The sequence below is a fragment of the Streptomyces sp. NPDC101237 genome, assembly GCF_044767465.1.
Taxonomy (GTDB): Bacteria; Actinomycetota; Actinomycetes; order Streptomycetales; family Streptomycetaceae; genus Streptomyces; species Streptomyces gramineus.
This window is the reverse complement of the sequence record NZ_JBIWNY010000011.1, coordinates 115908-138821: the sequence shown is the minus strand read 5'-3', so window position 1 is coordinate 138821 and position 22914 is coordinate 115908. Positions and strand designations below refer to the sequence as shown.

Below are 22914 nucleotides of genomic sequence, written 5' to 3'. Positions count from 1 at the left end.
GAAAGGCAATTGCGTGTCCCCGAGCCCCGGCCCCCGCGCGCGCGTCACCGCGGTCGACACCTACGACATCCGCTTCCCCACCTCGCGCGAGCTCGACGGCTCCGACGCGATGAACCCGGACCCCGACTACTCGGCGGCGTACGTCGTCCTGCGCACCGACGCCGCCGACGGGCAGGAGGGACACGGGTTCACGTTCACCATCGGGCGGGGCAACGACGTCCAGGTCGCCGCGATCGACGCCCTGCGGAACCACGTGCTCGGCCGCCCGGTCGACGAGATCTGCGACGATCCCTCGACCCTCTTCCGGGACCTGATCGGCGACAGCCAGCTGCGCTGGCTCGGCCCCGAGAAGGGGGTGATGCACATGGCGATCGGCGCCGTCACCAACGCGGTGTGGGACCTGGCCGCGCGCCGGGCCGGGAAACCGCTGTGGCAGCTGCTCGCCGACGCCGAACCCGAGTGGATCGTCCGCCAGATCGACTTCCGCTACCTCACCGACGCCCTCACCCCCGAGGAGGCCCTCGGCATCCTCCGGCGCGCCCGGCCGGGCGCCGACGAGCGCCGGGCCCGGCTCCTGGAAAGCGGCTTCCCCGCCTACACCACCTCGGCCGGCTGGCTCGGCTACGACGACGAGAAGCTCACCCGGCTCGCCGCCAAGGCGGTCGCCGACGGCTTCCGGCAGATCAAGCTGAAGGTCGGCGCCGACCTCGCGGACGACATCCGGCGCTGCCGGGTGGCCCGCGCGGTCGTCGGCCCGGACATCCGGATGGCCGTCGACGCCAACCAGCGGTGGAACGTCGACGAGGCGATCCGCTGGACCAAGGCGCTCGCCGAGTTCGACCCGTACTGGATCGAGGAACCCACCAGCCCCGACGACATCCTCGGCCACGCGGCCGTCCGCCGCGCGGTGGCCCCGGTCAAGGTCGCCACCGGCGAACACGTGCAGAACCGGATCGTCTTCAAGCAGCTGCTCCAGGCCGGTGCCATCGACGTCGTCCAGATCGACGCGGCCCGGGTGGCCGGCGTCAACGAGAACCTCGCCGTCCTGCTGCTCGCCGCCAAGTTCGGCGTGCCCGTCTGCCCGCACGCGGGCGGTGTCGGCCTGTGCGAACTCGTCCAGCACCTCTCGATGTTCGACTACCTCGCGGTCGCCGGCACCACCGACGACCGGGTCATCGAGTACGTCGACCATCTGCACGAGCACTTCCGCGACCCGGTGGTCATCCGGCAGGGTCACTACACGGCACCCACCGCACCGGGCTTCTCGGCCGCCATGCGACCGGAGTCCGTCGCCGAGTACACCTTCCCCGGCGGCACCTTCTGGGCCGCCGACCCCGACACCCGGAAGGGACAGGCCGCATGACCGACTTCGAGGGACTGAGGGCCCTGGTCACCGGCGGCGCCTCCGGGATCGGACGGGCCACCGCCGAACTCCTCGCCGAACGCGGCGCCCGGGTCGCCGTCCTCGACCTGGACCCGTCGGCCGTCGCGAAACCGCTGCTCGGCTTCCGCGCCGACGTCACCGACGACGCCCGCGTGCGCTCGGCCGTGGCCGACGCGGCCGAGGCCCTCGGCGGCCTCGACGTCCTGGTCAACAACGCCGGTGTCGGCGCGCAGGGCACGGTCGAGGACAACGACGACGACGAATGGCACCGCGTCTTCGACGTCAACGTCCTCGGCATGGTCCGCACCGCCCGCGCCGCCCTGCCCCACCTGCGCCGCTCGCGGCACGCGGCGATCGTCAACACCTGCTCCATCGCCGCCACCGCCGGGCTGCCCCAGCGCGCCCTCTACAGCGCGACCAAGGGCGCCGTGTACTCCCTCACCCTCGCCATGGCCGCCGACCACCTCCGCGAGGGCGTCCGCGTCAACTGCGTCAACCCCGGTACGGCCGACACCCCGTGGATCGGCCGCCTCCTCGACAAGGCCCCCGACCCGGCCGCCGAACGCGCCGCCCTGGAGGCCCGCCAGCCCTCCGGCCGGCTGGTCTCCGCCGCCGAGGTCGCGGGCGCCATCGCCTACCTGGCGAGTCCGCTGTCGGGCGCCACCACCGGCACCTCCCTCGCCGTCGACGGCGGCATGCAGGGCCTCAGGCTGCGCCCGGCGGCCCGGTGAACGCCCTCGGCCGCAGCGGCGTCCCGGTCAGCCCGCTGGGGCTCGGCACCGCCGCGATCGGCAACCTGTACACCGACGTCCCCGACCGGCAGGCCCACGACACGGTCACCGCCGCCTGGGAGCGGGGCGTCCGCTACTTCGACACCGCCCCGCACTACGGCCTCGGCCTGTCCGAGCGGCGGCTCGGACAGGCGCTGCGGGCGTACGACCGGGACGCCTACACCCTCTCCACCAAGGTGGGCCGCCGCCTGGAGCCGGGGCCCGGGGACGGCGACGACCTCGCCGACGGTTTCGCCGTGCCCGACACCCACCGCCGGGTCTGGGACTTCACCGCCGACGGCATCCGCCGCACCCTGGAGGCGAGCCTTCACCGGCTCGGCCTCGACCGGATCGACGTCGTCTACCTCCACGACCCCGACGACCACGCCGAGCAGGCCTTCCGCGAGGGCTACCCGGCCCTGGAGAAGTTGCGTTCCGAGGGCGTCGTCCGCGCCATCGGCGCCGGCATGAACCAGACGGCCATGCTCACCCGGTTCGTCCGCGACACCGACGTCGACGTGGTGCTGTGCGCCGGCCGCTACACCCTCCTGGACCAGAGCGCCCTGGCCGACCTGCTCCCGGCCGCCGCCGCACGCGGCGCGTCCGTGGTGATCGGCGGCGCCTTCAACTCCGGTCTGCTGGCCGATCCGAGGCCCGAGGCCACGTACAACTACACGCGGGCCCCGGCCGACTTGCTCACCCGCGCCGTGCGGCTGAAGACGCTCGCCGAACAGCACGGCACCACGCTCCGCGCGGCCGCCCTCGCCTTCTGCGCCGCTCCCGCGGCCGTGGCGAGCGTGCTGGTCGGCGCCCGCTCGGCGGCGGAGATCGAGGACGGGGCACGCCAGTTCGCCACCCCCCCTCCCGCCGCCTTCTGGCAGGAACTGCGCGCCGCGGAAATCCTGCCCGCCGACACCCCGCTGCCGACGGAGGACCCGTCATGAGAGTCGCCCTGCACACCAAGGTCCGCGCGGACCGCGTCGACGCGTACGAGGCCGCCCACCGCGAGGTGCCGGCCGCGCTCTCCGACGCCATCCGCGCGGCCGGCGCCACCTCCTGGACCATCTGGCGCAGCGGCACCGACCTCTTCCACGTGCTGGAGTGCGCCGACTACGGCGCGCTCCTCGCCGAGCTGGAGAAGCTGCCGGTCAACGTCGCCTGGCAGGCCCGGATGGCCGAACTGCTCGACGTCGTCCACGACTACTCCGGGGCGGGCACGGACGCCGGTCTGCCCGTCGTCTGGGAGTTGCCGTGACCGTCGACGCGCACCACCACGTCTGGGACCTCTCGGTGCGCGACCAGGGCTGGATCACCGGGCCCGGACTGCGGCCCCTCAGACGGAACTTCGGCGTCGAGGACCTCCGGCCCGCGGCGCGGGCGGCCGGCGTGACCCGCACGGTCCTGGTCCAGACGGTCACCGTCCGCGACGAGACCCCCGAGTTCCTGGCCCTGGCCGCAGCCCACGACCTGGTCGCCGCGGTCGTCGGCTGGACCGACCTGACCGACCCGGCGGTCGCCGACGAACTGGCCCGCCTGCGCGAACTCCCCGGCGGCGCCCACCTGAAGGGCATCCGCCACCAGGTGCAGGACGAACCGGACCCGGAGTGGCTGCTGCGCCCCGACGTCCACCGCGGGCTGGAAGCGGTCGCCGAGGCCGGGCTCGTCTACGACCTGGTCGTGCGGCCCCACCAACTGCCGGCGGCCGTCAAGGCGGCCGAGGCCCATCCGCGGCTCACCTTCGTCCTCGACCACCTGGGCAAACCGCCGATCGCCTCCGGCGCCCTCGACCCATGGGCCGGCGCGGTGCGCGCGCTGGCGGCCCTGCCCAACACCGTCTGCAAACTCTCCGGCATGGTCACGGAGGCCGACCCCGCCTCCTGGACGGTCGAGGACCTCCGCCCGTACGCGGAGACGGTCCTGGACGCCTTCGGCCCCGGCCGCCTGATGTTCGGCTCGGACTGGCCGGTCTGCCTCCTGGCCGGCACCTACGCCGAAGTCCTCCGCGCATCCCAGCAGTTGATAGGCCCCGGCGAACGCACCCAGGTCTTCGAGACCACCGCCGCCCGTGTCTACTGCCTCTGAGCCGCCTTCGTCAGCCGCGTGGGCGGCATGAACTCCCGCACGTACGACCGCTCCCAGCACGCGCCCGTCTCCCGCAGCTCCCGCCACCCGGTGTAGCGGTAGCGGAAGAGGCGGGCGCGCACGAAGCGCGGCGGCCGGTCGGGCGGGAAGGGCGAGCGGCGCAGCAGCCGCAGCGTGTCCCGGTCGTTCTCCAGGAGGCGCTCCATCAGGCCGCCGAACCAGTCGTCGGCGTACGCGGGGGAGAGGGCGGCGAACCACATCAGCCAGTCCAGGCGGAGATGGTAGGGCGCGAACTGGCGCGGCCAGCGCCGCGGGTCGCCGGGCTTGCCCTTGAACTCGTACTCCCGCCAGTCCGCGTCCTCGCGCGGAGCCTCCGCCAGCGTGCCCTCGACCACCACCTCGTACCGCACCCGGCTGACGCTGCCGAACGCGCCGTAGGTGTTGACCAGGTGGAGCGGGTCGAAGGAGCGGTTCATGACCTGGCGGCGGGAGACCATGTTCAGCACCGGGCGGTAGCTGAGGCAGACCAGCAGGACGGCGACGGCGAGGACGACGGCCTCGTACCAGAGCGGCGTGCCGGCCGCGGCGGTGCGGCCGGACGGCAGCCGCAGCGCCGACAGGGCCAGCACGATGGTGATCCAGTTCAGCCAGGAGAAGTTGCCGGAGGCCACCAGCCACAACTGGGTGAGGATCATCAGCGACGCGGCCGCCGTGGCGACCGGCTGCGGGGTGAAGAGCAGGAAGGGGACCACGAGCTGGGTGACGTGGTTGGCGGCCACCTCGGCCCGGTGCACCGGCCCCGGCAGGTGGTGGAAGAACCAGCTCAGCGGGCCCGGCATCGGCTGCGTCTCGTGGTGGTAGTGGAGGCAGGTGAGCTTGCGCCAGCAGGCGTCCCCGCGCATCTTGATCAGACCCGCGCCGAACTCCACCCTGAACAGGATCCAGCGCAGCAGGAACAGGACGACGACCGGCGGGTCCACCTCGTCGTTGCCGAGGAAGGCGGCGAGGAAACCGACCTCCAGGAGCAGCGACTCCCAGCCGAACGCGTACCAGGTCTGGCCGACGTTGACGATCGAGAGGTACAGGGCCCACGGGACCAGCCACAGCACCGTCGCGGCCCACAGCGGGAGCCGCGAGTCCAGTCCGGCCAGCAGCGCCGCCGACACCGCGCCCCCGGTCCAGGCGCAGGCCGCGAAGAAGCGGTCCGAGTAGCGCAGGTGGAAGAGGCTCGGCGCCCGCCGGAACGGGACCCGGGCGACGTACCGCGGGATCGGCAGCATCCCGCGCTCGCCGAGCAGCGCCCGGAACTGGAGCGCCGCCGTCAGGAACGCGACGAGGTACACGCCGGCCAGCGCCCGCTGGAAGACCAGCCGGCTCAGCCAGTACCCGGGTGCGGTGAACCAGTCCACGGCCGTGCGCCCCTGCCTCTCTGCGGTCCGCGCCCCGGCCCCGATGCCGGGAGAGGGCCCGTCACCCTGTGTACCGCGCGCCCCCGGTGATGTAACCCGGGAGGGTGAGGCGGCGGAAATCGGATGAATTGCCCGGCTCCGGTTCCCCTGGCAAGGTGGCCCCATGGCTGATCGGGGAGCGAGCGCTCCGTCACTCCCGGACGACTGGCCCGCCCACCCGGACCACCCGATCCTGGCGCTCAACCGGCTGGGCACCTTCGACTGGGACCTGGACGCCGGTCTGTTCCACATGGACGCCCAGGCGTACGAGGTGTTCGACCTGACCCCCGAGGAGTACGACGGACGACCCGAGAGCCTGGCCGTCCGGGTCCCCCTGACGGAGGGGAGCCGGCTGGACGCGGTGGTGTCCGCCGCCATCAAGGACGGCAGCGAGAACTACGGGGCCTACTTCCGCATCCGCCGCCGCGACGGCACCCCGCGCTGGACCCACACCCAGGGCTACATCAGACGGGACGAGACCGGCCGCCCGCGCCGGATCGTCGGCGTGGTCAGGGACGCCACCCAGGAGCTGGAGGACAGCGAGGCGCGCAGCCTGCGGGCCGCCCAGGACGAGGCGCTGCGCCAGCAGACCGGCGTCGTGCAGGTGGTCACCGCCGCGCTGGCGCACGCCCGCAGCGTCCAGGACGTCATCGACGCCCTCAAGGACACCCAGGGCATCCCCAACCTGGGCGCGACCAGTCTGGTGATGGGACTGGTCGAGGCCGGCCGGATCAGGCTGGTCGCCGAGGGACCGGTGGGCAGCTTCGTGCCCGGCACCCGGATCACCCGGATAGACGAGCCCTACCCGATGGGCGAGGTGGTGCGGACCCTCGGGCCGCGCTTCATCGAGTCACCGCAGGAGTTCGCCGACGGCTACCCGATCCTGTGGCCGCACATCACCGAGCTGCACATCACCTCGGCGGCCTACCTCCCGCTCATCGCGCAGGGCCGCCCGATCGGCGCCATGGGCCTGCTCTACGACGACCGGCTCGGCTTCTCCACCGAGGAACGCGCCGTCCTGGTCGCCCTCGGCAGCAGCATCGCGCAGAGCCTGCAACGCGCCATGCTCTTCGAGCAGGAGAAGGACCTCGCCCAGAACCTCCAGCAGGCGATGCTGCCGCGGACCATTCCCAGCGTGCGCGGGGCGGACGTCGCCGTCCGCTACCGCTCGGCGAGCGGCAGCGGCACCCTGGGCCGGGACATCGGCGGCGACTGGTACGACCTGATCCCGCTGCCCGGCGGCCGGGTCGGAGCGGTCATCGGGGACGTCCAGGGCCACGACACGCACGCGGCGGCCGTCATGGGCCAGCTGCGGATCGTGCTGCGCGCCTACGCCGCCGAGGGCCACGCCCCGGCCGCCGTGATGGCCCGCGCCTCCGTCTTCCTGCACGAACTCGACACCGACCGCTTCGCCACCTGCCTGTACGCCGAGGCGGACCTGACCACCGGCGTCGTCCAGGTGGTCCGCGCCGGGCACATCGACCCGCTGGTGCGCGGCGCCGACGGAAGCTGCCGGCGGGTCCCGGTGGACGGCGGGCTGCCGCTCGGCCTGTCCGCCGAGTTCAAGAGCCTGGAGTACCCGGTGTCCACGCTGGAGCTGGACTCCGGGGAAACGCTGCTGCTGTGCACCGACGGGCTGGTCGAGCAGCCGGGCACCGACCTGGGCGACGGGATGCGGTCCCTGATCCGGCAGGTCGCCGAGGGGCCCGAGGACGTGCGGCGGCTCGCCGACCGGCTGATCGAGGTCGCCGAGGACCGGGGCGGCGACGACGACGTGGCGCTGCTCCTGCTGCGCCGCCGGGCCCCGGACACCGCCCAGGCCCTCGGCCGCCTCCAGCAGCACGTGGCCTCCGGCGACCCCGAGGCGCTGACCCTGGCCCGGCACATGATCCGTGCCGCCGTCCGGGCCTGGGGAGCGGGCGACCGCGCCGACGAGATCGAGCTGGTCGCCGACGAACTGATCACCAACGCGCTGATGCACACGGAGGGGTCGGCGATCGTCACCCTCAGGGTCCTGTGCGGCGGCGACCGGCGGCTGCGCGTCGAGGTCGAGGACTCCTCCAGCGCCCTGCCGCGCCGGCGCGAGGCGGGGGAGGACGGGGTGTCCGGGCGGGGCCTGCTGCTGGTGGACGAGATCGCCGACGCGTGGGGCGTGGAGGCGCGCGGCGGCGGCAAGGCGGTCTGGTGCGAGTTCCGGATGCCGGAGCCGGACTGACCCCGACGGCCACGGGGGTGGCACCCTGGACGCATGCCCGAGCTGCCCGAGGTCGAAGCGCTCAAGGACTTCCTGACCGAGAACCTGGTCGGTCACGAGGTCGTGCGCGTCCTGCCGGTCGCCATCAGCGTCCTGAAGACGTACGACCCGCCGGTCGGCGCCTTCGAGGGCAGCGAGGTGGTGGCCGTGCACCGGTACGGCAAGTTCCTGGACGTCGAGGGCGACGGCGGTCTGCACCTGGTCACCCATCTGGCCCGGGCGGGCTGGCTGCGGTGGAAGGACCGGCTGCCGGACGGACCGCCCCGGCCCGGCAAGGGCCCGCTCGCCCTCAGGGTGGCCCTGGAGACCGGCGCGGGCTTTGACCTGACCGAGGCCGGCACCCAGAAGAAGCTCGCCGTGTACGTCGTCCGGGACCCGGGGGAGGTGCCCGGTGTCGCGCGGCTCGGCCCCGACCCGCTCGCCGCCGGCTTCGACGAGGCCCGGCTCGCCGCCCTCCTCAAGGACGAGCGGCGCCGGCTCAAGGGCGCCCTGCGCGACCAGAGCCTGATCGCGGGGGTGGGCAACGCCTACAGCGACGAGATCCTGCACGCGGCGAGGATGTCCCCGTTCAAGCTGGCCGCGTCCCTGACGCCGGAGGAGGTCCACGGGCTGTACGAGGCGCTGCGCACCACCCTCACCGAGGCGGTGGAGCGCTCCCACGGCCTGGCGGCTGGCCGGCTCAAGTCGGAGAAGAAGAGCGGTCTGCGCGTCCACGGGCGGACCGGCGAGCCGTGTCCGGTCTGCGGCGACACGATCCGCGAGGTCTCCTTCAGCGACTCCTCGCTGCAGTACTGTCCGACCTGCCAGACGGGCGGCAGGCCGCTGGCGGACCGCCGGATGTCCCGGCTGCTCAAGTGACCCGCGTTCACCGGGGGTCCAGGGTCACCAGGGGCTGCCCGTCGGCGTTGCGCACCTCGTAGCGGTCGATCTCGTCCGGGTGCATCGAGGAGCCGCCCGACATGATGGACACCCGGTCGTCGTGGTCGCGCTCGGCCCAGGTGGTCACGATCTGTTCGGAGCCGTCCCGGCCGATGGCCACCAGCCGGCAGGTGCGCGGTCCGTCGGCGTCCTTGACCTGGAGTTCGATGGTGCTGCCGGAGTCCGTGTCCGCCGACTTCACCTGCGCCCACACGCCGGAGCGTGTGTCGGTGGCGGCGGTGACCCGGACGGCCGGCGGGGCGTCGTGGCCGGTGTACGCCACGATGCCGGGGCCGACGACCGCGAACACCACCGAGGCGGCGAGGCCGTACAGCAGCCTGCGGCGCTTGACCCGGTGCCGGCTCACGACCTCGGCGAGCAGCCGGTCGAGCAGCCGGGGGCCCGGCTGGGCCATCGGGTGCACGAAGCGCGGCGTGGCCCGGCGGTACAGCATCAACTGCCGTGTGGCGGGGCCGAACTCGGTCACGTGTGCCGTGCAGCTGGGGCACTCCATGAGATGGTCCTCGAAGCGGAAGGCATCCGCCTCGTCCAGCACGCCGAGCGCGTAGGCGCCGACGTCGCGATGCCTTTCCAGGGACCTCATGCCGAATCCTCGTGCCGTGAGTGCGGGTGGGGGTTACTCATTGCTCCTTGCTCCCACCCGTACGCAGTCGGCCGCTGTTTCACTCAAGGCACGTACAGAATCGTAATCAACGGGTTCGGAGCGGCCGGGCCCGCGGATTGGTGCCGATTCAAAAAAGATGGATGGCGAGATGTCCGAGGGGCAGACCGAGCCGCCAGGCGGCCGTCCACACCTTCGGTCCCTCGTCCTCACCGAAGACCGAACCGCCGCCCGGCACCGCGTCCAGGTCGGGTGCGAGCAGTTCGGTCTCCTCCAGCCAGCGCCAGGCCGCCGCGGCCAGGTCCAGGTCGGCCGACGGCCCGCCGGCCGCCGTCGCCTCGGCGGTCAGCCCGGCCATACGGTCCCCCACCCAGTCCTGCCAGGGCTGGTCGTAGGCCGTCAGGGAGAGCCAGTTCTCCAACTGGGAGACGACCCGGATGCCCGACAGTTCGCCGTCCGTGTCGGAGAGGTAGATCGTCAACGCCAGCGCGTCCCGGCCGGCCCGGAACTCGAAGGACGTCGGCGGCATGAGATCGCCGGTGCGCAGCAGCTCGTCGGCGATGTACTCGGCGTACAACCAGGCCATCGGGACCGCCAGTTCCCCGCTCCCGGCCCCGTCCGTGCTTTCCTGCCCTCTGTGCAGCATCCCGTCCTGCCTTCCTCCGGTGCGCGCGTGGCCCCGACCCCGGGTCCGTCCCTCTCCCGGTGCGGAACACGGATGAAGACAGCTGATGGCTCCAACAGGGTCCTCAGCAAGGCGCTTTACCAAGGTTTGACCTGGCTTCCGGTTTCATCCCAGGTCGGGTGCGTAACCGGGCAGAACCCGGCGCAGGGCCCGCAGCGCGTAGTACGCCCGCGACTTCACGGTACCGGGCGGAATGCCCAGGGTCTCGGCGGCCTCCGCCACACTGGCCCCCTGGAAATACACCAGCACCAGGACGTCACGGTGTTCCGGGGTGAGAGTCTTCACAGCCTCCCGCACGTCCAGCGCGGCGGCGGCGCGTTCGGCGTGGTCGCCGACGGCCCGGGTGTTCTCCAGGACGGCGTCGTGCACCTCGGGCGGCCGCGCCCGGCGGGCCCGCCTGGCGTCGATGGCGAGCCGCCGGCCGACCGTCAGCAGCCAGGGCAGGACGGAGTCGAAGTCGTCGGCGCGCAGCGCCTCGGGGTGCTGCCAGGCACGTACGAGGGTCTCCTGGACGAGGTCCTCGGCCCGTTGCCGGTCGCCGTCGCTGAGGCGCAGCAGCAGCGCGAAGAGCGGGCGGCCGTGCTCGCGCTGGAGCGCCGCGAGCTCGTGCTCGGCGGTCGTCGTCCCGTCGGGAAGGGTGGTTCCGGCCGTCATGGCCGTATGGCATCGCAGGGCCGGGCGGCGGGACAGTGGGCGCACAGGGATCTGCGGCGGACGGTCGATCGGGGCGGCGAACGGTGCGACGAACGGTCCGTCCTCCCCGTAACCCCACTCGGATGGGTCAATCGGGACGCCTGAGTTGTTTGCGACCCGGCTCGGCTTCGTACCCATTGATCTGTAAATCGGACAAGGCTTGCGACTCTGGGGTGCTCCTGATGATCAATCGCAGACGCCAGGTGGCCCTGGCCCTGACCGCCCTCCTCGCCACCGCAGCCGCCTGCCAGAACCACGTGCGGCAGGAGAACGCCACGCCGTCCGGCCGGCCGGCCCCCGCCGTGCCCGCGCCGGGCGGCGGCTTCACCCTCGTCGCCTCGGGCGACGTCATGCCGCAGAAGTCCGCGCTGGACCACGCGAACCTCGACGCGGGCGGCAAGGGCCACGACTTCCGCCAGATGCTGGCCGGCGTCGAACCCGTCGTCTCCCACGCCGATCTGGCGCTCTGCCACCTGGCCACCGTGACCGACGCCGAGGGCGGCACGCCCGGTCCGGCCGGCGTCGGCTCCCCGCCGCAGCTCGTCGAGGGGCTCGCCGCGGTCGGCTACGACAGCTGCTCCACCGCCTCCGACCGCGCCCTGGACGGCGGCGCCGACGGCATCCGGCGCACCCTCACCGACCTCGACCGGACGGGACTGCGGCACGCCGGCACCGCCCGCACCCAGGCCGAGGCCGCCGCGGTCACCCTGCTCGGCGCGGGGCCCGCCAAGGTCGCGCACCTCTCCTACACCTTCGACGTCAACGGCAACGCCCTGCCGCCCGGACAGCCCTGGGCGGTCAACCTCCTGGACGGGAACCGCGTCGTCGCCGACGCCCGCGCCGCCCGGCGGGCGGGCGCCGACGTGGTCGTCGTCTCCGTGCACTGGGGCACCGACGGGCAGGACGCGCCCGACCAGCAGCAGCTCACGCTCGCCAAGCAGCTCACAGCCGCACAGACCGGCGGCCGCCCGGACATCGACCTGGTCCTCGGCACCCACGCGCACATCCCGCAGGCGTACGAGAAGGTCAACGGCACCTGGGTCGTCTACAGCCTGGGCGACCAGCTGGCCGGCGAGCTGTACAACCGCCAGGGCCGCCAGGACCCGCGCGGCAACCAGTCCACCCTCGCCCGCTTCACCTTCGCCCCGCCGACCCGTCCCGGCGGCCGCTGGGAGGTCGCCAGGGCCGAGTTCGTCCCGCAGCTCTACGACATCGACTCGGGCCGGGTCGTCGACCTGAACGCCGCCATCGACCAGGGCGCCGACTACACCGCCGTGCGCGACACCATCCGGGACGTGGTGCTCGGCCGCGGCGCCGCCAAGGACGGGCTGGTGATGGGGGAGTAGCGGCGCTCACTCCACGTCGACGTGGTCCATGGTCCGCAGCAGCTCCTTCAGCACCCGTACGCACGCCGTGATCTCGGCGTCGGTCAGGCCGCCGCCGACCTGCCGGTTCACCGCGTGCTCGCGGGCGAGGACCGCGGTGATCACGGTCCGGCCCGCGTCCGTGAGCCGGATCAGGGAGGAGCGCTGGTGCGCCGGGTTGGGGACGGCCTCGGCCCAGCCGCGGGCGGTCGCGTCGTTCACCGTGCGCTGCACGAACTGCCGGCTGAGCGCCATGATCCGGCCCATCTGCGGCACCGTCATCGGCCCGAACCGGCGCAGCAGGTCCAGCACGGACCGCACGCCGACGGAGGCTCCCTCGATCTGTTCGCCCTGCTCGATCTTGCGGAAGGCGCGCCGGTAGAGCGGGCCGATCAGGTCGTACACCTCGGTGATGCGCTCACCCAGTTCGTCGGGGCCCAGGGGCTCGTCGATGTCGTTCACGCGGCCATCATGCACCTCGCGCGTGTGACACCCGAGGTGTCACGGTCGTCATGACAACTCGGTTGTCAAAACGCGACAAGAATGACACCTTGGTTGTCATGACAGATGGTGCGGACGTCCGCTTCTTCCCGTCCCGCGACGGAGACCTCGCCTACCTCGACACCGGCTCCGGCGACCCGGTGGTCCTGGTCCACTCCGGATACGTCGACCACCGCATGTGGGCGGACCAGATCCCGGCCCTCGCAGCCGGACACCGGGTGATCGCCCCCGACGTCCGGGGCCACGGCTCCTCCGCCAACGCGAGCGAGCCGTTCCGCTGGGCCGACGACCTCGCCGCACTGCTGCGCCACCTCGACGCCGGACCCGCCGTCCTGGTCGGCGTGTCCATGGGCGGAGTGATCGTCACCGACACCGTGCTCGAACACCCCGAACTGGTCCGCGCGGTGGTCACCTGCGGAGCGGCCACCGGCGACTTCCGATACTCCGACGCCTGGCACACCGGACTCCGGGCCGAGTACGCCCGGACCCTCGGCGCCGGTGACATCGAGGGCTGGCTCGACGCCTTCGTCCGCGTCGCCGCGGGCGCGCGGCGCGACGTAGGAGACCTGGACCCCGAGATCCCGCGCCGGCTGCGTGAGATGGCCCGCCGCACCCTCGCCGGACACACGCCCGGCGAGAGGGACTGGCACGTGCCGGTGACCGGCTCCTGGCCCCGGGTGCCGAAGATCGGCGTCCCGGTCCTCATGATCAACGGCGGCCTGGAGCCCGCCGAACTGCTCGCCGCCGCCGAGCGCCTCGCCCGCGAGGTCCCCGACGGCCGCGCCGAGGTCGTCGAAGGCACCGGCCACTACCCGAACCTGGAGCGGCCGGACGTCTTCAACGGCCTCCTGCTCGACTTCCTGCGCGCGCTCTAGCGTCCGCCTCCCGCGCGGGCTCTAGCGTCCGGCCAGCCGTGACCTCTTGTACGAGTAGCCGAAGTAGAGCACGCACCCGATCACGAACCAGACGGCGAACCGCACCCAGGTCTCCCACGCCAGGAACGTGATCAGCCAGACCGAGAAGACGACACCCAGCGCCGGCACCACCGGCATCCACGGGGTGCGGAAGGCGCGCGGCAGGTCCGGCTGCCGGTAGCGCAGCACGATCACCGCCACGCACACCACCACGAACGCCAGCAGGATGCCGATGTTGGTGAGTTCGGCCGCCTCGCCGATCGGCACGAACCCGGCGAGGAGGGCCGAGGCCGCTCCGACGATCCAGGTCACCCGGGTCGGCACGTGCCGCGTCGGGTGCGTCTTCGCGAACCAGGAGGGCAGCAGCCCGTCCCGGGACATGCTGAACCAGACACGGGTCACGCCCAGCATGAAGGTGAACATCACCGTCAGGATGCCGATGATCGCGCCCACCGCGATCACGTCCGCGAGTCCGCTCAGCCCCACCGACTTGAACGCCGTGGAGAAGCCGCTCTCCGGGTCGATGTCCTTGTAGTTCTGCATGCCGGTCAGGACCAGGCAGGCCGCCACGTACAGCACCATGGAGATCGCCAGCGAGTAGATGATCGCCTTCGGCATGTGGCGCTGCGCGTCCTTCGACTCCTCGGCCGCCGTCGACATCGCGTCGTACCCGAAGACCGCGAAGAAGACCGTGGCCGCGCCCGTGAACGCGCCGCCGACGCCGAACGGGAAGAACGGGTGGTAGTTCCCCGTATCGATGTGGAACACGCCGACGCCGATCACCAGCAGCACCACCAGCACCTTGAGCACCACCACGACCGTCTCGAAGCGGGCCGCGCTGCGGATGCCGAGGTTCAGCAGGTAGGCGATCAGCAGACAGAGGATCGCGGCGAACAGGTCGACCCGGTGACCGGCCCCGGTGCCGGGGGCGCCGAGCATCCACCGCGGCAGGTGCGCGCCCATCTCCTCCACCAGGAAGCCGAAGTACCCCGAGATGCCGATCGCGACCACCGCCACGATCGCCGTGTACTCCAGGAGCAGGTCCCAGCCGATGAACCAGCCCGCGAACTCGCCGAGCACCGCGTAGCCGTACGTGTACGCCGAACCCGCCTTCGGGATCATCCCGGCGAACTCGGCGTACGACAGCGCCGCGCAGGCGCTGGCCAGCCCGGCGACGAGGAAGGAGAGCAGCACGGCGGGTCCCGCCGTGCCGTTGGCGACCGTGCCGGCGAGGGTGAAGATGCCCGCGCCGATGATGCCGCCCACGCCGATCGCGGTCAGCTGCCACAGCCCGAGCGATCTGTCGAGCCGGGGTCCCTCGCCGGTCTCGCTCTCCTCGATGTGTTCGATGGGTTTGCGGCGGAGAATTCCCTCACCCATGCGGAGCTTCGCCATGTGCCTCACCTCATCGCCGGTCGCGAACGGCTGACGGCGGATCATGATGGCCCAGGGCTGTCAGGGACGGAAGACGCCACGCACGCTCTCGGCCCAGCCGGGCACCCAGATCCCGGTCGTGGGACCGGGCGGCCGCGCGGCGGCGAGATGCTCCCGCAGGACGGCCAGCGCCGGGTGCGGATTGGCGGCGGTCCACAGCAGGGAGTGCGGATACACCGGCGTCGGGTCGAGCAGCGGGATGCGGCGCAGATCGTGCTCCTGCGGCCAGACCAGCCCGGTCCGCTCGCTGACCAGCGTCGCCACGGTGCCGGAACGGGCCACCGCGTCCTGCACCGCCCCGCTGAAATTGGGGCCCGAGGAATCGATGGTGAGACCGAACTCGGCGGCGAGCGCCGCGTAGTAGGCGGCCCACTCGGTGCCCTCCACGATGCCCGGCATCCAGATCCGGTGCCCGGCCAGCTCGCCGGGCGCGACCGCCCGGCGGTCCGCCAGGGCGTGGCCGGGGCCGGTGAGCAGCTGGACCGGTTCGTCGTACACCCGGGCCGCCTCCACGCCCCTGGGCAGCGGCCGGCCGGGCATGGCGACGGCCCGGAAGGACGCGTCGACCGCGCCGGAGCGCAGCGCGCCGAGCGCCGAGTCGACGTCGAAGAGCGTGACGACGTCCAGGGCGATCTCGCCGTGCGCCTCGTGGAAGCCGCGCAGCAGCGCCGCCGGGGCCAGCCGGGCGCCGACCACGTCCACCCGCAGCGGGCGCCGCCCGGACCGTACCGAGGCGGTCGCCCGCTCCTCCGCGAGCAGCAGCTCGCGGGCGTGCGGCAGGAAGGTCCGGCCGTCGACGGTCAGGTCGGCGCCTCGCGGAGTGCGGGTGAACAGCCGCACGCCCAGCTCCTTCTCCAGCGCCGCGATCCGCTTGGAGACGGCCTGCTGGGTGACCGCCAGCACGGCGGCTGCCTCCTGGAACTGCCCCGAGTCGGCGACGGCGACGAAGGTGCGCACGGCTCTGAGATCCACACCCCCACCGTACAACCGATGGTTGTGGCGGGGGCCCGGCGAGTTGTTTGATTCGGCGGCCACCTGCGCGTTTTCATGTCCCGGGTCAACGGGAGGTTGTGCATGGGACGGCGGTTCGGGTGGCTGTGGGCCGCGTACTCGGTCAGCGTGCTCGGGACCTGGCTCGCGTTCGACGCGTTCCCGCTGATCGCGGTCCTGGTGCTGCACGCGAGCGCGGCCCAGGTCGCGCTGCTCGCCGCGACCGGACCCGCCGTGGGCGCCGTGCTGGCGGTACCGCTCGGCCCCTGGGTGGAGTTCCGGCACAAACGGCCGGTGATGGCGTGGATGGACCTCGTCCGGTGCGCCGCGCTGCTGAGCGTGCCCGCCGCCTACCTCCTCGGGGCGCTCGGCATCGGCCAGCTGACAGCCGTCGCCGTGGTGGTCGCCGCCGCCGACATCACCTTCAACGCGGCCTCCGGGGCGTTCCTCAAGTCGCTCGTGCCGCGCGACGGGCTGCTGAGGGCGAACGCCCGCTTCGAGTCGACGATGTGGACCGCCACCGTCCTCGGACCCCCGCTCGGCGGAGCCGCCGTCGGCGTGCTCGGCCCGATCACGACGGTGGTCGCGAACGCGGTCAGCTTCCTGCTGTCGGCCCTCGGCATCGGGGCCGTCGGCGGCGGCGAGCCGGCCCCCCGTGACAGAGGAGCCGCCCGCCCGCGCGCCGCCGACCTGTTCGACGGCTGGCGGCACATCCTCAGCAGCCCCGAGCTGCGGCCCCTGTTCCTGAACGTGGCCCTCGTCAACGGCCTGATCATGGCCACCGCACCGCTGCTGGCCGTCCTCATGCTCGGCCCGCTCGGCTTCCCGCCCTGGGAGTACGGCCTCGCCTTCGCGGTGCCCTGCCTGGGCGGCCTGGTCGGCTCCCGCCTGGCCCGCCCGCTCGTCGCCCGGCACGGACAGCGCCGGGTCCTGCTCGCCTCGGGCGCGCTGCGCGCCGCGTGGTCCCTCGGGCTGGCCTTCGTCCGGCCCGGCCTGCCCGGACTGCTGCTCATCATGGTCACCGAGTTCGGGCTCATACTCTGCGCCGGAGTCTTCAACCCGGTGCTCGCCACCCACCGCCTCGACCACACCCCGGACGATCTGACCGCCCGCACCCTGTCCGCCTGGTCGGTGGGCACCAAGGCCTCCATCGCCTCGCTGACCGCCCTGTGGGGAGCGCTGGCGGCCCTCGCCGGGACGCGCACCGCGATCGCCGCGGCCGGGGTCCTGCTGCTCGCCACCCCGGCCCTGCTCCCGCGCGCCGCGGACCGGGCTACGGCACCACCGTCACCGGCCACCGTCCCGCCTTCACCAGACGGATCGCCACCGAGCCGATGAACCGGTGGCCGGCCTGCTCGGAGGCGCCCACCACGACGGCGTCCGCCTTCAGCTCGTCGGCCGCCTTCGTCAGGCCGGTGTAGGGGTCACCGCGGAACGTGTGGAACTCCCAGCGCACCTCGAATATCCCCTTGAGCCGCTCGGCCGCGTCCCTGATCTGGGCGACCAGGTCCTCCGCGATCTCGTCGGTCGTCTCCGCCACCGGCGCCCCGAGCGCGGCGCCGGCCGCCAGCACCGGCTGCACGTACACGACGGCCAGCAGCGCGTGCTGCCGCCGGGCCAGACCGGCGGCGTAGGAGGCCGCGTGCCACGAGGAGTCCGAGCCGTCCACACCGACCACGATGACCTTCGGCCCGTCCGTGCCCCGCTCGAACTGGTGTTGTTCCGCCACGCCCCGAGGCTATCGGAATCCACCGGTCCGGTGAGTGTCCGGGGTGGCCCGCCGCGAGTCGTGCGCGGCCGCCCTTCGGGCTCCGGCCGTTCGACGGGCGAGTCCGGCGGGCGCTTCCTACAGTCGGAGCATGAGTGCCGCCGTCGAGCCCGCCCCGGGCAAGGACACCGCGGGCCCGGTGCGCCCGCCCCGCGGCAGGCGGACGACCTGGGTGCCGGAGGCCTTCGGGACCTTCTTCGGCGCCCTCGCCCTGCTGTGCGCCCTGCTCTCCTTCCTCGCCCCGTTGCGCGCCCTGCTCCGTCCGGTCGTGCACTTCCTCGACGCCGTCGTGGTCCCCGTCAGCCCCAACCTGGCCTACGCCGTCTTCCTGTTCCTGCTGGCCGGCGCCACCGCCGCCCGCAAGAAGGTCGCCTGGTGGCTGGTGGTGGTCTACCTCGGCCTGCTGGCGGTTGCGGACGTCCTGACGGTCGCCTTCGGCTTCGACTGGTACTCCTTCAGCTCACTGCTGGTGTGCGGATCCGCCCTCGCGCTGCTGATCGTGGCCAGAGGCGAGTTCTACGCCGCCTCGCGCCGTGCCGCCGTGCGCCGTGCCGTCGGCGTCCTGCTCGTCGGCCTGGTCGTGGCGATCCTGGCCGGCTGGGGCCTGGTCTCGCTCTTCCCCGGCTCGCTCCCGCACGGCCAGCACCTGGCCTGGGCGGCCGACCGGGTCTGCGGCGGCCTCGTGGACGGCGGCAGCTACGGCGGGCGGCCGCCCCGGTTCGTCGCCTTCCTCCTCGGCCTCCTCGGCGCCCTGGCCCTGCTCAACGCCGCCGCCACCCTGTTCCGTTCACAGCGCCTGGAAGCGGCCCTGCACGGCGACGAGGAGTCCCGCATCCGCGCCCTCCTGAAGACCTACGGCGAGCGGGACTCGCTCGGCTACTTCGCCACCCGCCGGGACAAGGCCGTCGTCTTCTCGCCCAGCGGCAAGGCCGCCGTCACCTACCGGGTCGAGGCCGGCGTCTGCCTGGCCAGCGGTGACCCGGTCGGCGACCCGGAGGCGTGGCCGCACGCCGTCGGCGCCTGGCTGGAGGTGGCCCGCCGCCATGCCTGGGTGCCCGCGGTGATGGGCGCCTCCGAGGACGGCGCCAAGGCCTACGTCCGCGCCGGGCTCGGCGCCCTGCAACTCGGCGACGAGGCCATCCTGCACGTCGCCGGCTTCGACCTCGGCGGCCGGGAGATGCGCGTCACCCGCCAGGCCGTCAACCGGGTCCGGCGCTCCGGCGCCACCACCCGGGTGCGCCGGCACGCCACGCTCACCGAGGCGGAGATGGAGGAGGTCGTCGACAAGGCCGACGCCTGGCGCGACACCGAGACCGAACGCGGTTTCTCCATGGCCCTGGACCGGCTCGGCGACCCCGCCGACGGCGACTGCCTGCTCGTCGAGGCCCTCGCGGAGGACGGCCGGCTGCTCGCCCTGCTCTCCTTCGTGCCCTGGGGCGCCGACGGCGTCTCCCTCGACCTGATGCGCCGGGACCGCGCCGCCCCGAACGGCGTCATGGAGTTCATGGTCGCCGACCTGTGCGCGGCCGCTCCCCGGCTCGGCGTGCGCCGCGTCTCGCTGAACTTCGCCGTCTTCCGCTCGGTCTTCGAGGAGGGCGCCCGTATCGGCGCAGGACCGGTACTGCGCCTGTGGCGCCGCCTGCTGCTGTTCTTCTCCCGCTGGTGGCAGCTGGAGGCCCTGTACCGCTCCAACGCCAAGTACCGCCCCGAGTGGTACCCGCGCTTCATCTGCTACGGCGAGACCGGCTCCCTCGCCCGGATCGGCGTCGCCTCCGGAATCGCCGAAGGCTTCGTCTCCGTACCGTCGTTGCGCAAACTCTGGGGAAAGGGGCACCCGAAGACCGGACCGCGGCCCGTGGAGGCACCGCCGTCTTCACCGGTGCCCGGTCTCGACGGAGGGGACGAGGCCGGGCCCGGAGCCCCGGCACCCGGCCTGCCGGACCAGTTCCGGGTCCGGCGCGCCACCCTGGACCGGCTGCGCGCGGCGGGCGTCGACCCCTATCCGGTGCGGGTGGTGCGGCCCACCCGGGCGCTCGCCGACGTCCGCGAGGGCGAGACGGCAACCGTCGCCGGACGGATCATGCTGGTCCGCGACTTCGGCGGCATCGTCTTCGTGACCCTGCGCGACTGGTCCGGCGACCACCAACTCGCGCTCACCCGCGACGAGTCCGGCGCCGCCCTGGCCCGTTTCACCGCCGACACCGACATCGGCGACCAGATCACCGCCACCGGCCGGGCCGGTCTCAGCGACCGGGGCGAGCCCACCCTCTTCGTCACCGACTGGCAGCTCACCGCCAAGTGCCTGCGCCCGCTGCCCGACAAGCACCGCGGCCTGGCCGACCCCGAGGCCCGGGTCCGCCGCCGCTACCTCGACCTCGCCACCAGCCCGGCCGCCCGCGCCGTCCTCCGCGCCCGCTCAGCCGCCGTACAGGCGCTGCGCCAGGGCCTCCTGGACCGCGGGTACCTGGAGGTCGAGACGCCGATGCTCCAGCAGATCCACGGCGGCGCCAACGCCCGCCCCTTCACCACCCACATCAACGCCTACGACCTCGACCTGTACCTGCGCATCGCCCCCGAGCTGTACCTGAAACGGCTGTGCGTCGGCGGGCTGGAGAAGGTCTTCGAACTCGGCCGCACCTTCCGCAACGAGGGCGTCTCCCACAAGCACAACCCCGAGTTCACCATGCTGGAGGCCTACCAGGCGTACGCCGACTACGACGTGATGCGCGGCCTGGCCCGCGAACTGATCCAGGGCGCCGCCGTCGCGGCCGCCGGTTCCCCGGTGGTCCGCCGGGACGGACGGGAGTACGACATCTCGGGCGACTGGCCGGTCAAGACCGTGTACGGGGCGATCTCCGAGGCGCTGGGCGAGGAGATCGGGCCCGGCACCGAGCTGCTGCGGCTGCACCGCCACTGCGACCGGACCGGCGTGCCGTACACCGCCGACGACGGACCCGCGGACGTCGTCCTGGAGATGTACGAACGCCTGGTGGAGGAACGGACCCAGCTGCCCACCTTCTACAAGGACTTCCCGACCGACGTCTCCCCGCTCACCCGCCAGCACCGCACCGACCCGAGGCTCGCCGAGCGCTGGGACCTGGTGGCCTTCGGCACCGAACTCGGCACCGCCTACTCGGAGCTGACCGACCCCGTCGAACAGCGCCGCCGGCTGACCGCGCAGTCGCTGCTGGCGGCCGGCGGCGACCCCGAGGCGATGGAGCTGGACGAGGACTTCCTGGACGCCCTCGAATACGGCATGCCGCCGACCGGCGGTCTCGGCATCGGAGTCGACCGGCTGGTCATGTTCCTCACCGGCCTGACGATCCGGGAGACGCTGCCCTTCCCGCTGGTCCGCCGCCGCTGACCGACGCCGCCGCCCCGACCCGCCGACGGCCCCGCGGGACTTGGCGAACTCTTTCCGAAGCCTTCCGGCACTGGTCCGTGCGGGTGCTTTCGGGCCGCCGCACCGGTGTCTAAGTGGTGCGCCACAGGCCCGCCGGGCGACTGATGGGTCATGCAGAAGGATCAGTTGTTCACCCGGCGTCGGCTGCTGCTGGCCGGCGCCGCAGCTCTGGGCGCGGCGGGCACCGCGGGACTCGTAGTGGCGAGCGACGGCGAGGAGGCGGCGGGCACCGTCGCCCCGGCCGCAGGACCACCGGCCCGCCAGGCGCCCAAGTCCTCGGCCTTCCGGCTCCAGCCGCTCACCGGATACGGCCCGCCGCCGACCGCGCCGCGCAAGCTCAAGGTCCGCAAGGAGCCCATCCTGCGGATCTCCGGAACCGGCCGCCGCATGATGCTCACCTTCGACGACGGACCCAACCCCGCCTACACCCCGCACATCCTGGACACCCTCGCCAAGTACGACGTGCGCGCGATGTTCTTCCTGTGCGGGGAGTGCATCGTGGTGAACCGGGAGCTGGTGGCCCGGATGGCCGCCGAGGGCCACGTCGTGGGCAACCACACCTGGACGCATCCGCTGCTGACCACCCTGAACCGCCGTGAGATCCGCGACGAGATGGAGAGCACCAGCGACGCCATCGAGGACACCTACGGAGAACGCCCGCAGTGGTTCCGCGCCCCCTACGGCGCCTGGAACCGCGCGGCCTTCCAGCTCGGTGCCCAGATGGGCATGGAGCCCATGGCCTGGACCGTCGACAGCACCGACTGGACCACGCCGGGCACCCGCACCATCGTCGACACGATCGAGAACGGCGCCGCCCCCGGTGTCGTCGTCCTCTCCCACGACGCCGGGGGCGACCGCTCACAGAGCGTCCAGGCCCTGCGCGAGTACCTGCCCTATCTGCTGGACAACGGCTACCACCTGACCGTGCCGCGCCGGCGGACCTGAGCCGGACCGGGCCCGTCCGACGGGTCCCCGCCCGCCCGGCCGGGCCCGCCTCAGCGGGCCTCGACCAGGCGGGCGAAGACCACCACGTTCCCGTCGTAGCCGTTCTGCTTCGAGAAGCCGCCGCCGCAGGTGATGACCCGCAGTTCCGGCGTGCCCTTGGAGCCGTAGACCCGGTCGCCCGGGAAGTCGGCCTTGGCGAAGACCTCGATGCCGTAGATCTCGAACACCGCGGTCCTGCCGTCGGTGCGGTCGACCTCGATGCGGTTGCCCTTCTTCAGCGAGCCGAGGCCGTAGAACACCGCCGGCCCCTTCGTGTTGTCGACATGGCCCACGACCACGGACGTGCCCTTCTCACCGGGCGAGACGCCCCCGGTGAACCAGCCGGCCAGGTTCGGGTCGTCCGGCGGCGGTGCCGCGACCCAGCCGTCCGCGTCCAGACCCACCGGCATCACGGGCGCGTCGACCCGGATCGCGGGGATCCGGACCCGGTTCGCCGCCGAGTACGGCAGCGAGGTGGCCGCCGCGGTGGCGAAGGTGTCAGGGAGCGTGCTACGGCTGTCCGGGGCGGCGGCCGAGGCCGGCTGCGGCGGACCGACGTCGAACTCCCCGGAACCGTTGCGGATGAGGGCCAGACCGGTCAGCAGGACGAGCGCTATGACGCCCCAGGGGGCACGCTTGCGCCGCCGCTCCTCCTCCTCGGCCAGCTCGGAAAGTTCGGATGCAGACATTCGCCATCCCC

The 22914-nt window shown here is 72.9% G+C and carries 21 protein-coding genes; 12 read left to right on the top strand and 9 right to left on the bottom strand.

The annotated features are described in order from the left end of the window. The first annotated feature begins 13 nt into the window (after positions 1–13). The 5 genes from ACIRQ9_RS19020 to ACIRQ9_RS19000 are packed head-to-tail and all read left to right on the top strand — an operon-like array spanning position 14 to position 4236. The gene (locus ACIRQ9_RS19020) at positions 14–1363 is read left to right on the top strand and encodes an L-fuconate dehydratase (RefSeq protein WP_404174243.1); all 1350 of its coding nucleotides are present in this window, start codon (positions 14–16) and stop codon (positions 1361–1363) included. Then, positions 1360–2115 carry an SDR family NAD(P)-dependent oxidoreductase gene (locus ACIRQ9_RS19015; RefSeq protein ID WP_404174240.1) on the top strand — a complete coding sequence of 252 codons (756 nt, stop codon included), beginning with the start codon at positions 1360–1362 and terminating at the stop codon, positions 2113–2115. Before ACIRQ9_RS19020 ends, ACIRQ9_RS19015 begins: the two co-directional genes overlap by 4 nt. After that, positions 2112–3098 carry an aldo/keto reductase gene (locus ACIRQ9_RS19010; protein ID WP_404174237.1) on the top strand — a complete coding sequence of 329 codons (987 nt, stop codon included), beginning with the start codon at positions 2112–2114 and terminating at the stop codon, positions 3096–3098. Before ACIRQ9_RS19015 ends, ACIRQ9_RS19010 begins: the two co-directional genes overlap by 4 nt. Beyond that, positions 3095–3409 carry an L-rhamnose mutarotase gene (locus ACIRQ9_RS19005; protein ID WP_404174234.1) on the top strand — a complete coding sequence of 105 codons (315 nt, stop codon included), beginning with the start codon at positions 3095–3097 and terminating at the stop codon, positions 3407–3409. Before ACIRQ9_RS19010 ends, ACIRQ9_RS19005 begins: the two co-directional genes overlap by 4 nt. Continuing rightward, a complete protein-coding gene (locus tag ACIRQ9_RS19000; RefSeq protein ID WP_404174231.1) occupies positions 3406–4236 on the top strand; it encodes an amidohydrolase family protein in 831 nt (276 codons plus the stop codon). Before ACIRQ9_RS19005 ends, ACIRQ9_RS19000 begins: the two co-directional genes overlap by 4 nt. Here ACIRQ9_RS19000 and ACIRQ9_RS18995 read toward each other — a convergent pair. Continuing rightward, positions 4224–5645 (bottom strand): lipase maturation factor family protein, encoded by a 1422-nt coding sequence (locus tag ACIRQ9_RS18995; RefSeq protein ID WP_404174228.1) that lies wholly within the window; start codon positions 5643–5645, stop codon positions 4224–4226. The two genes, ACIRQ9_RS19000 and ACIRQ9_RS18995, sit on opposite strands and share 13 nt — an antisense overlap. A 163-nt stretch (positions 5646–5808) precedes the next feature. Here ACIRQ9_RS18995 and ACIRQ9_RS18990 point away from each other — a divergent pair, with 163 nt between their 5' ends. After that, positions 5809–7899, top strand: coding sequence for a SpoIIE family protein phosphatase (locus ACIRQ9_RS18990; protein WP_404174225.1), 2091 nt, complete (start codon positions 5809–5811; stop codon positions 7897–7899). Between the two features lie 33 nt (positions 7900–7932). Beyond that, positions 7933–8796: an Fpg/Nei family DNA glycosylase gene (locus ACIRQ9_RS18985; RefSeq protein ID WP_404174222.1), complete on the top strand. Its 864-nt coding sequence runs from the start codon at positions 7933–7935 to the stop codon at positions 8794–8796. Positions 8797–8803: 7 nt separating this feature from the next. Here ACIRQ9_RS18985 and ACIRQ9_RS18980 read toward each other — a convergent pair whose 3' ends face one another. The 3 genes from ACIRQ9_RS18980 to ACIRQ9_RS18970 form a co-directional block, all read right to left on the bottom strand. Then, on the bottom strand, positions 8804–9460 hold the full coding sequence (locus ACIRQ9_RS18980) for an anti-sigma factor family protein (RefSeq protein WP_404174219.1): 657 nt from the start codon (positions 9458–9460) through the stop codon (positions 8804–8806). Positions 9461–9608: 148 nt separating this feature from the next. Beyond that, complete coding sequence (locus ACIRQ9_RS18975; RefSeq protein WP_404174216.1) at positions 9609–10124, bottom strand: hypothetical protein; 516 nt, start codon at positions 10122–10124, stop codon at positions 9609–9611. A 144-nt stretch (positions 10125–10268) separates the two neighbouring features. Beyond that, complete coding sequence (locus ACIRQ9_RS18970) at positions 10269–10817, bottom strand: sigma-70 family RNA polymerase sigma factor (protein WP_351313994.1); 549 nt, start codon at positions 10815–10817, stop codon at positions 10269–10271. Positions 10818–11038: 221 nt separating this feature from the next. On the opposite strand from ACIRQ9_RS18970, the gene ACIRQ9_RS18965 reads away from it, so the two are divergent. Then, the gene (locus ACIRQ9_RS18965; RefSeq protein ID WP_404174213.1) at positions 11039–12202 is read left to right on the top strand and encodes a CapA family protein; all 1164 of its coding nucleotides are present in this window, start codon (positions 11039–11041) and stop codon (positions 12200–12202) included. Positions 12203–12208: 6 nt separating this feature from the next. Here the strand turns inward: ACIRQ9_RS18965 and ACIRQ9_RS18960 are convergent, their stop codons facing one another. Further along, complete coding sequence (locus ACIRQ9_RS18960) at positions 12209–12682, bottom strand: MarR family winged helix-turn-helix transcriptional regulator (RefSeq protein WP_404174210.1); 474 nt, start codon at positions 12680–12682, stop codon at positions 12209–12211. Positions 12683–12780: 98 nt separating this feature from the next. On the opposite strand from ACIRQ9_RS18960, the gene ACIRQ9_RS18955 reads away from it, so the two are divergent. Then, positions 12781–13596, top strand: coding sequence for an alpha/beta fold hydrolase (locus ACIRQ9_RS18955; protein WP_404174207.1), 816 nt, complete (start codon positions 12781–12783; stop codon positions 13594–13596). A gap of 21 nt (positions 13597–13617) precedes the next feature. Here ACIRQ9_RS18955 and ACIRQ9_RS18950 read toward each other — a convergent pair whose 3' ends face one another. Continuing rightward, on the bottom strand, positions 13618–15030 hold the full coding sequence (locus tag ACIRQ9_RS18950; RefSeq protein ID WP_404174204.1) for an amino acid permease: 1413 nt from the start codon (positions 15028–15030) through the stop codon (positions 13618–13620). A 60-nt stretch (positions 15031–15090) separates the two neighbouring features. Continuing rightward, the gene (locus ACIRQ9_RS18945; protein ID WP_404174202.1) at positions 15091–16041 is read right to left on the bottom strand and encodes a LysR family transcriptional regulator; all 951 of its coding nucleotides are present in this window, start codon (positions 16039–16041) and stop codon (positions 15091–15093) included. Between the two features lie 102 nt (positions 16042–16143). Between ACIRQ9_RS18945 and ACIRQ9_RS18940 the strand changes: the two genes are divergently transcribed. Continuing rightward, the gene (locus tag ACIRQ9_RS18940) at positions 16144–17397 is read left to right on the top strand and encodes an MFS transporter (RefSeq protein ID WP_404174199.1); all 1254 of its coding nucleotides are present in this window, start codon (positions 16144–16146) and stop codon (positions 17395–17397) included. On the opposite strand, the gene ACIRQ9_RS18935 is transcribed toward ACIRQ9_RS18940, so the two are convergent. Further along, positions 17333–17788, bottom strand: a complete 456-nt coding sequence (locus ACIRQ9_RS18935) for a universal stress protein (RefSeq protein WP_351313973.1) — start codon at positions 17786–17788, stop codon at positions 17333–17335. The two genes, ACIRQ9_RS18940 and ACIRQ9_RS18935, sit on opposite strands and share 65 nt — an antisense overlap. Before the next feature lie 130 nt (positions 17789–17918). On the opposite strand from ACIRQ9_RS18935, the gene lysX reads away from it, so the two are divergent. Next, positions 17919–21191, top strand: coding sequence for a bifunctional lysylphosphatidylglycerol synthetase/lysine--tRNA ligase LysX (gene lysX / locus ACIRQ9_RS18930; protein ID WP_404174196.1), 3273 nt, complete (start codon positions 17919–17921; stop codon positions 21189–21191). Between the two features lie 150 nt (positions 21192–21341). After that, a complete protein-coding gene (locus ACIRQ9_RS18925) occupies positions 21342–22175 on the top strand; it encodes a polysaccharide deacetylase family protein (RefSeq protein ID WP_404174193.1) in 834 nt (277 codons plus the stop codon). A 50-nt stretch (positions 22176–22225) separates the two neighbouring features. On the opposite strand, the gene ACIRQ9_RS18920 is transcribed toward ACIRQ9_RS18925, so the two are convergent. After that, positions 22226–22903 (bottom strand): class F sortase, encoded by a 678-nt coding sequence (locus ACIRQ9_RS18920; RefSeq protein ID WP_404174191.1) that lies wholly within the window; start codon positions 22901–22903, stop codon positions 22226–22228. Positions 22904–22914 lie beyond the last annotated feature (11 nt).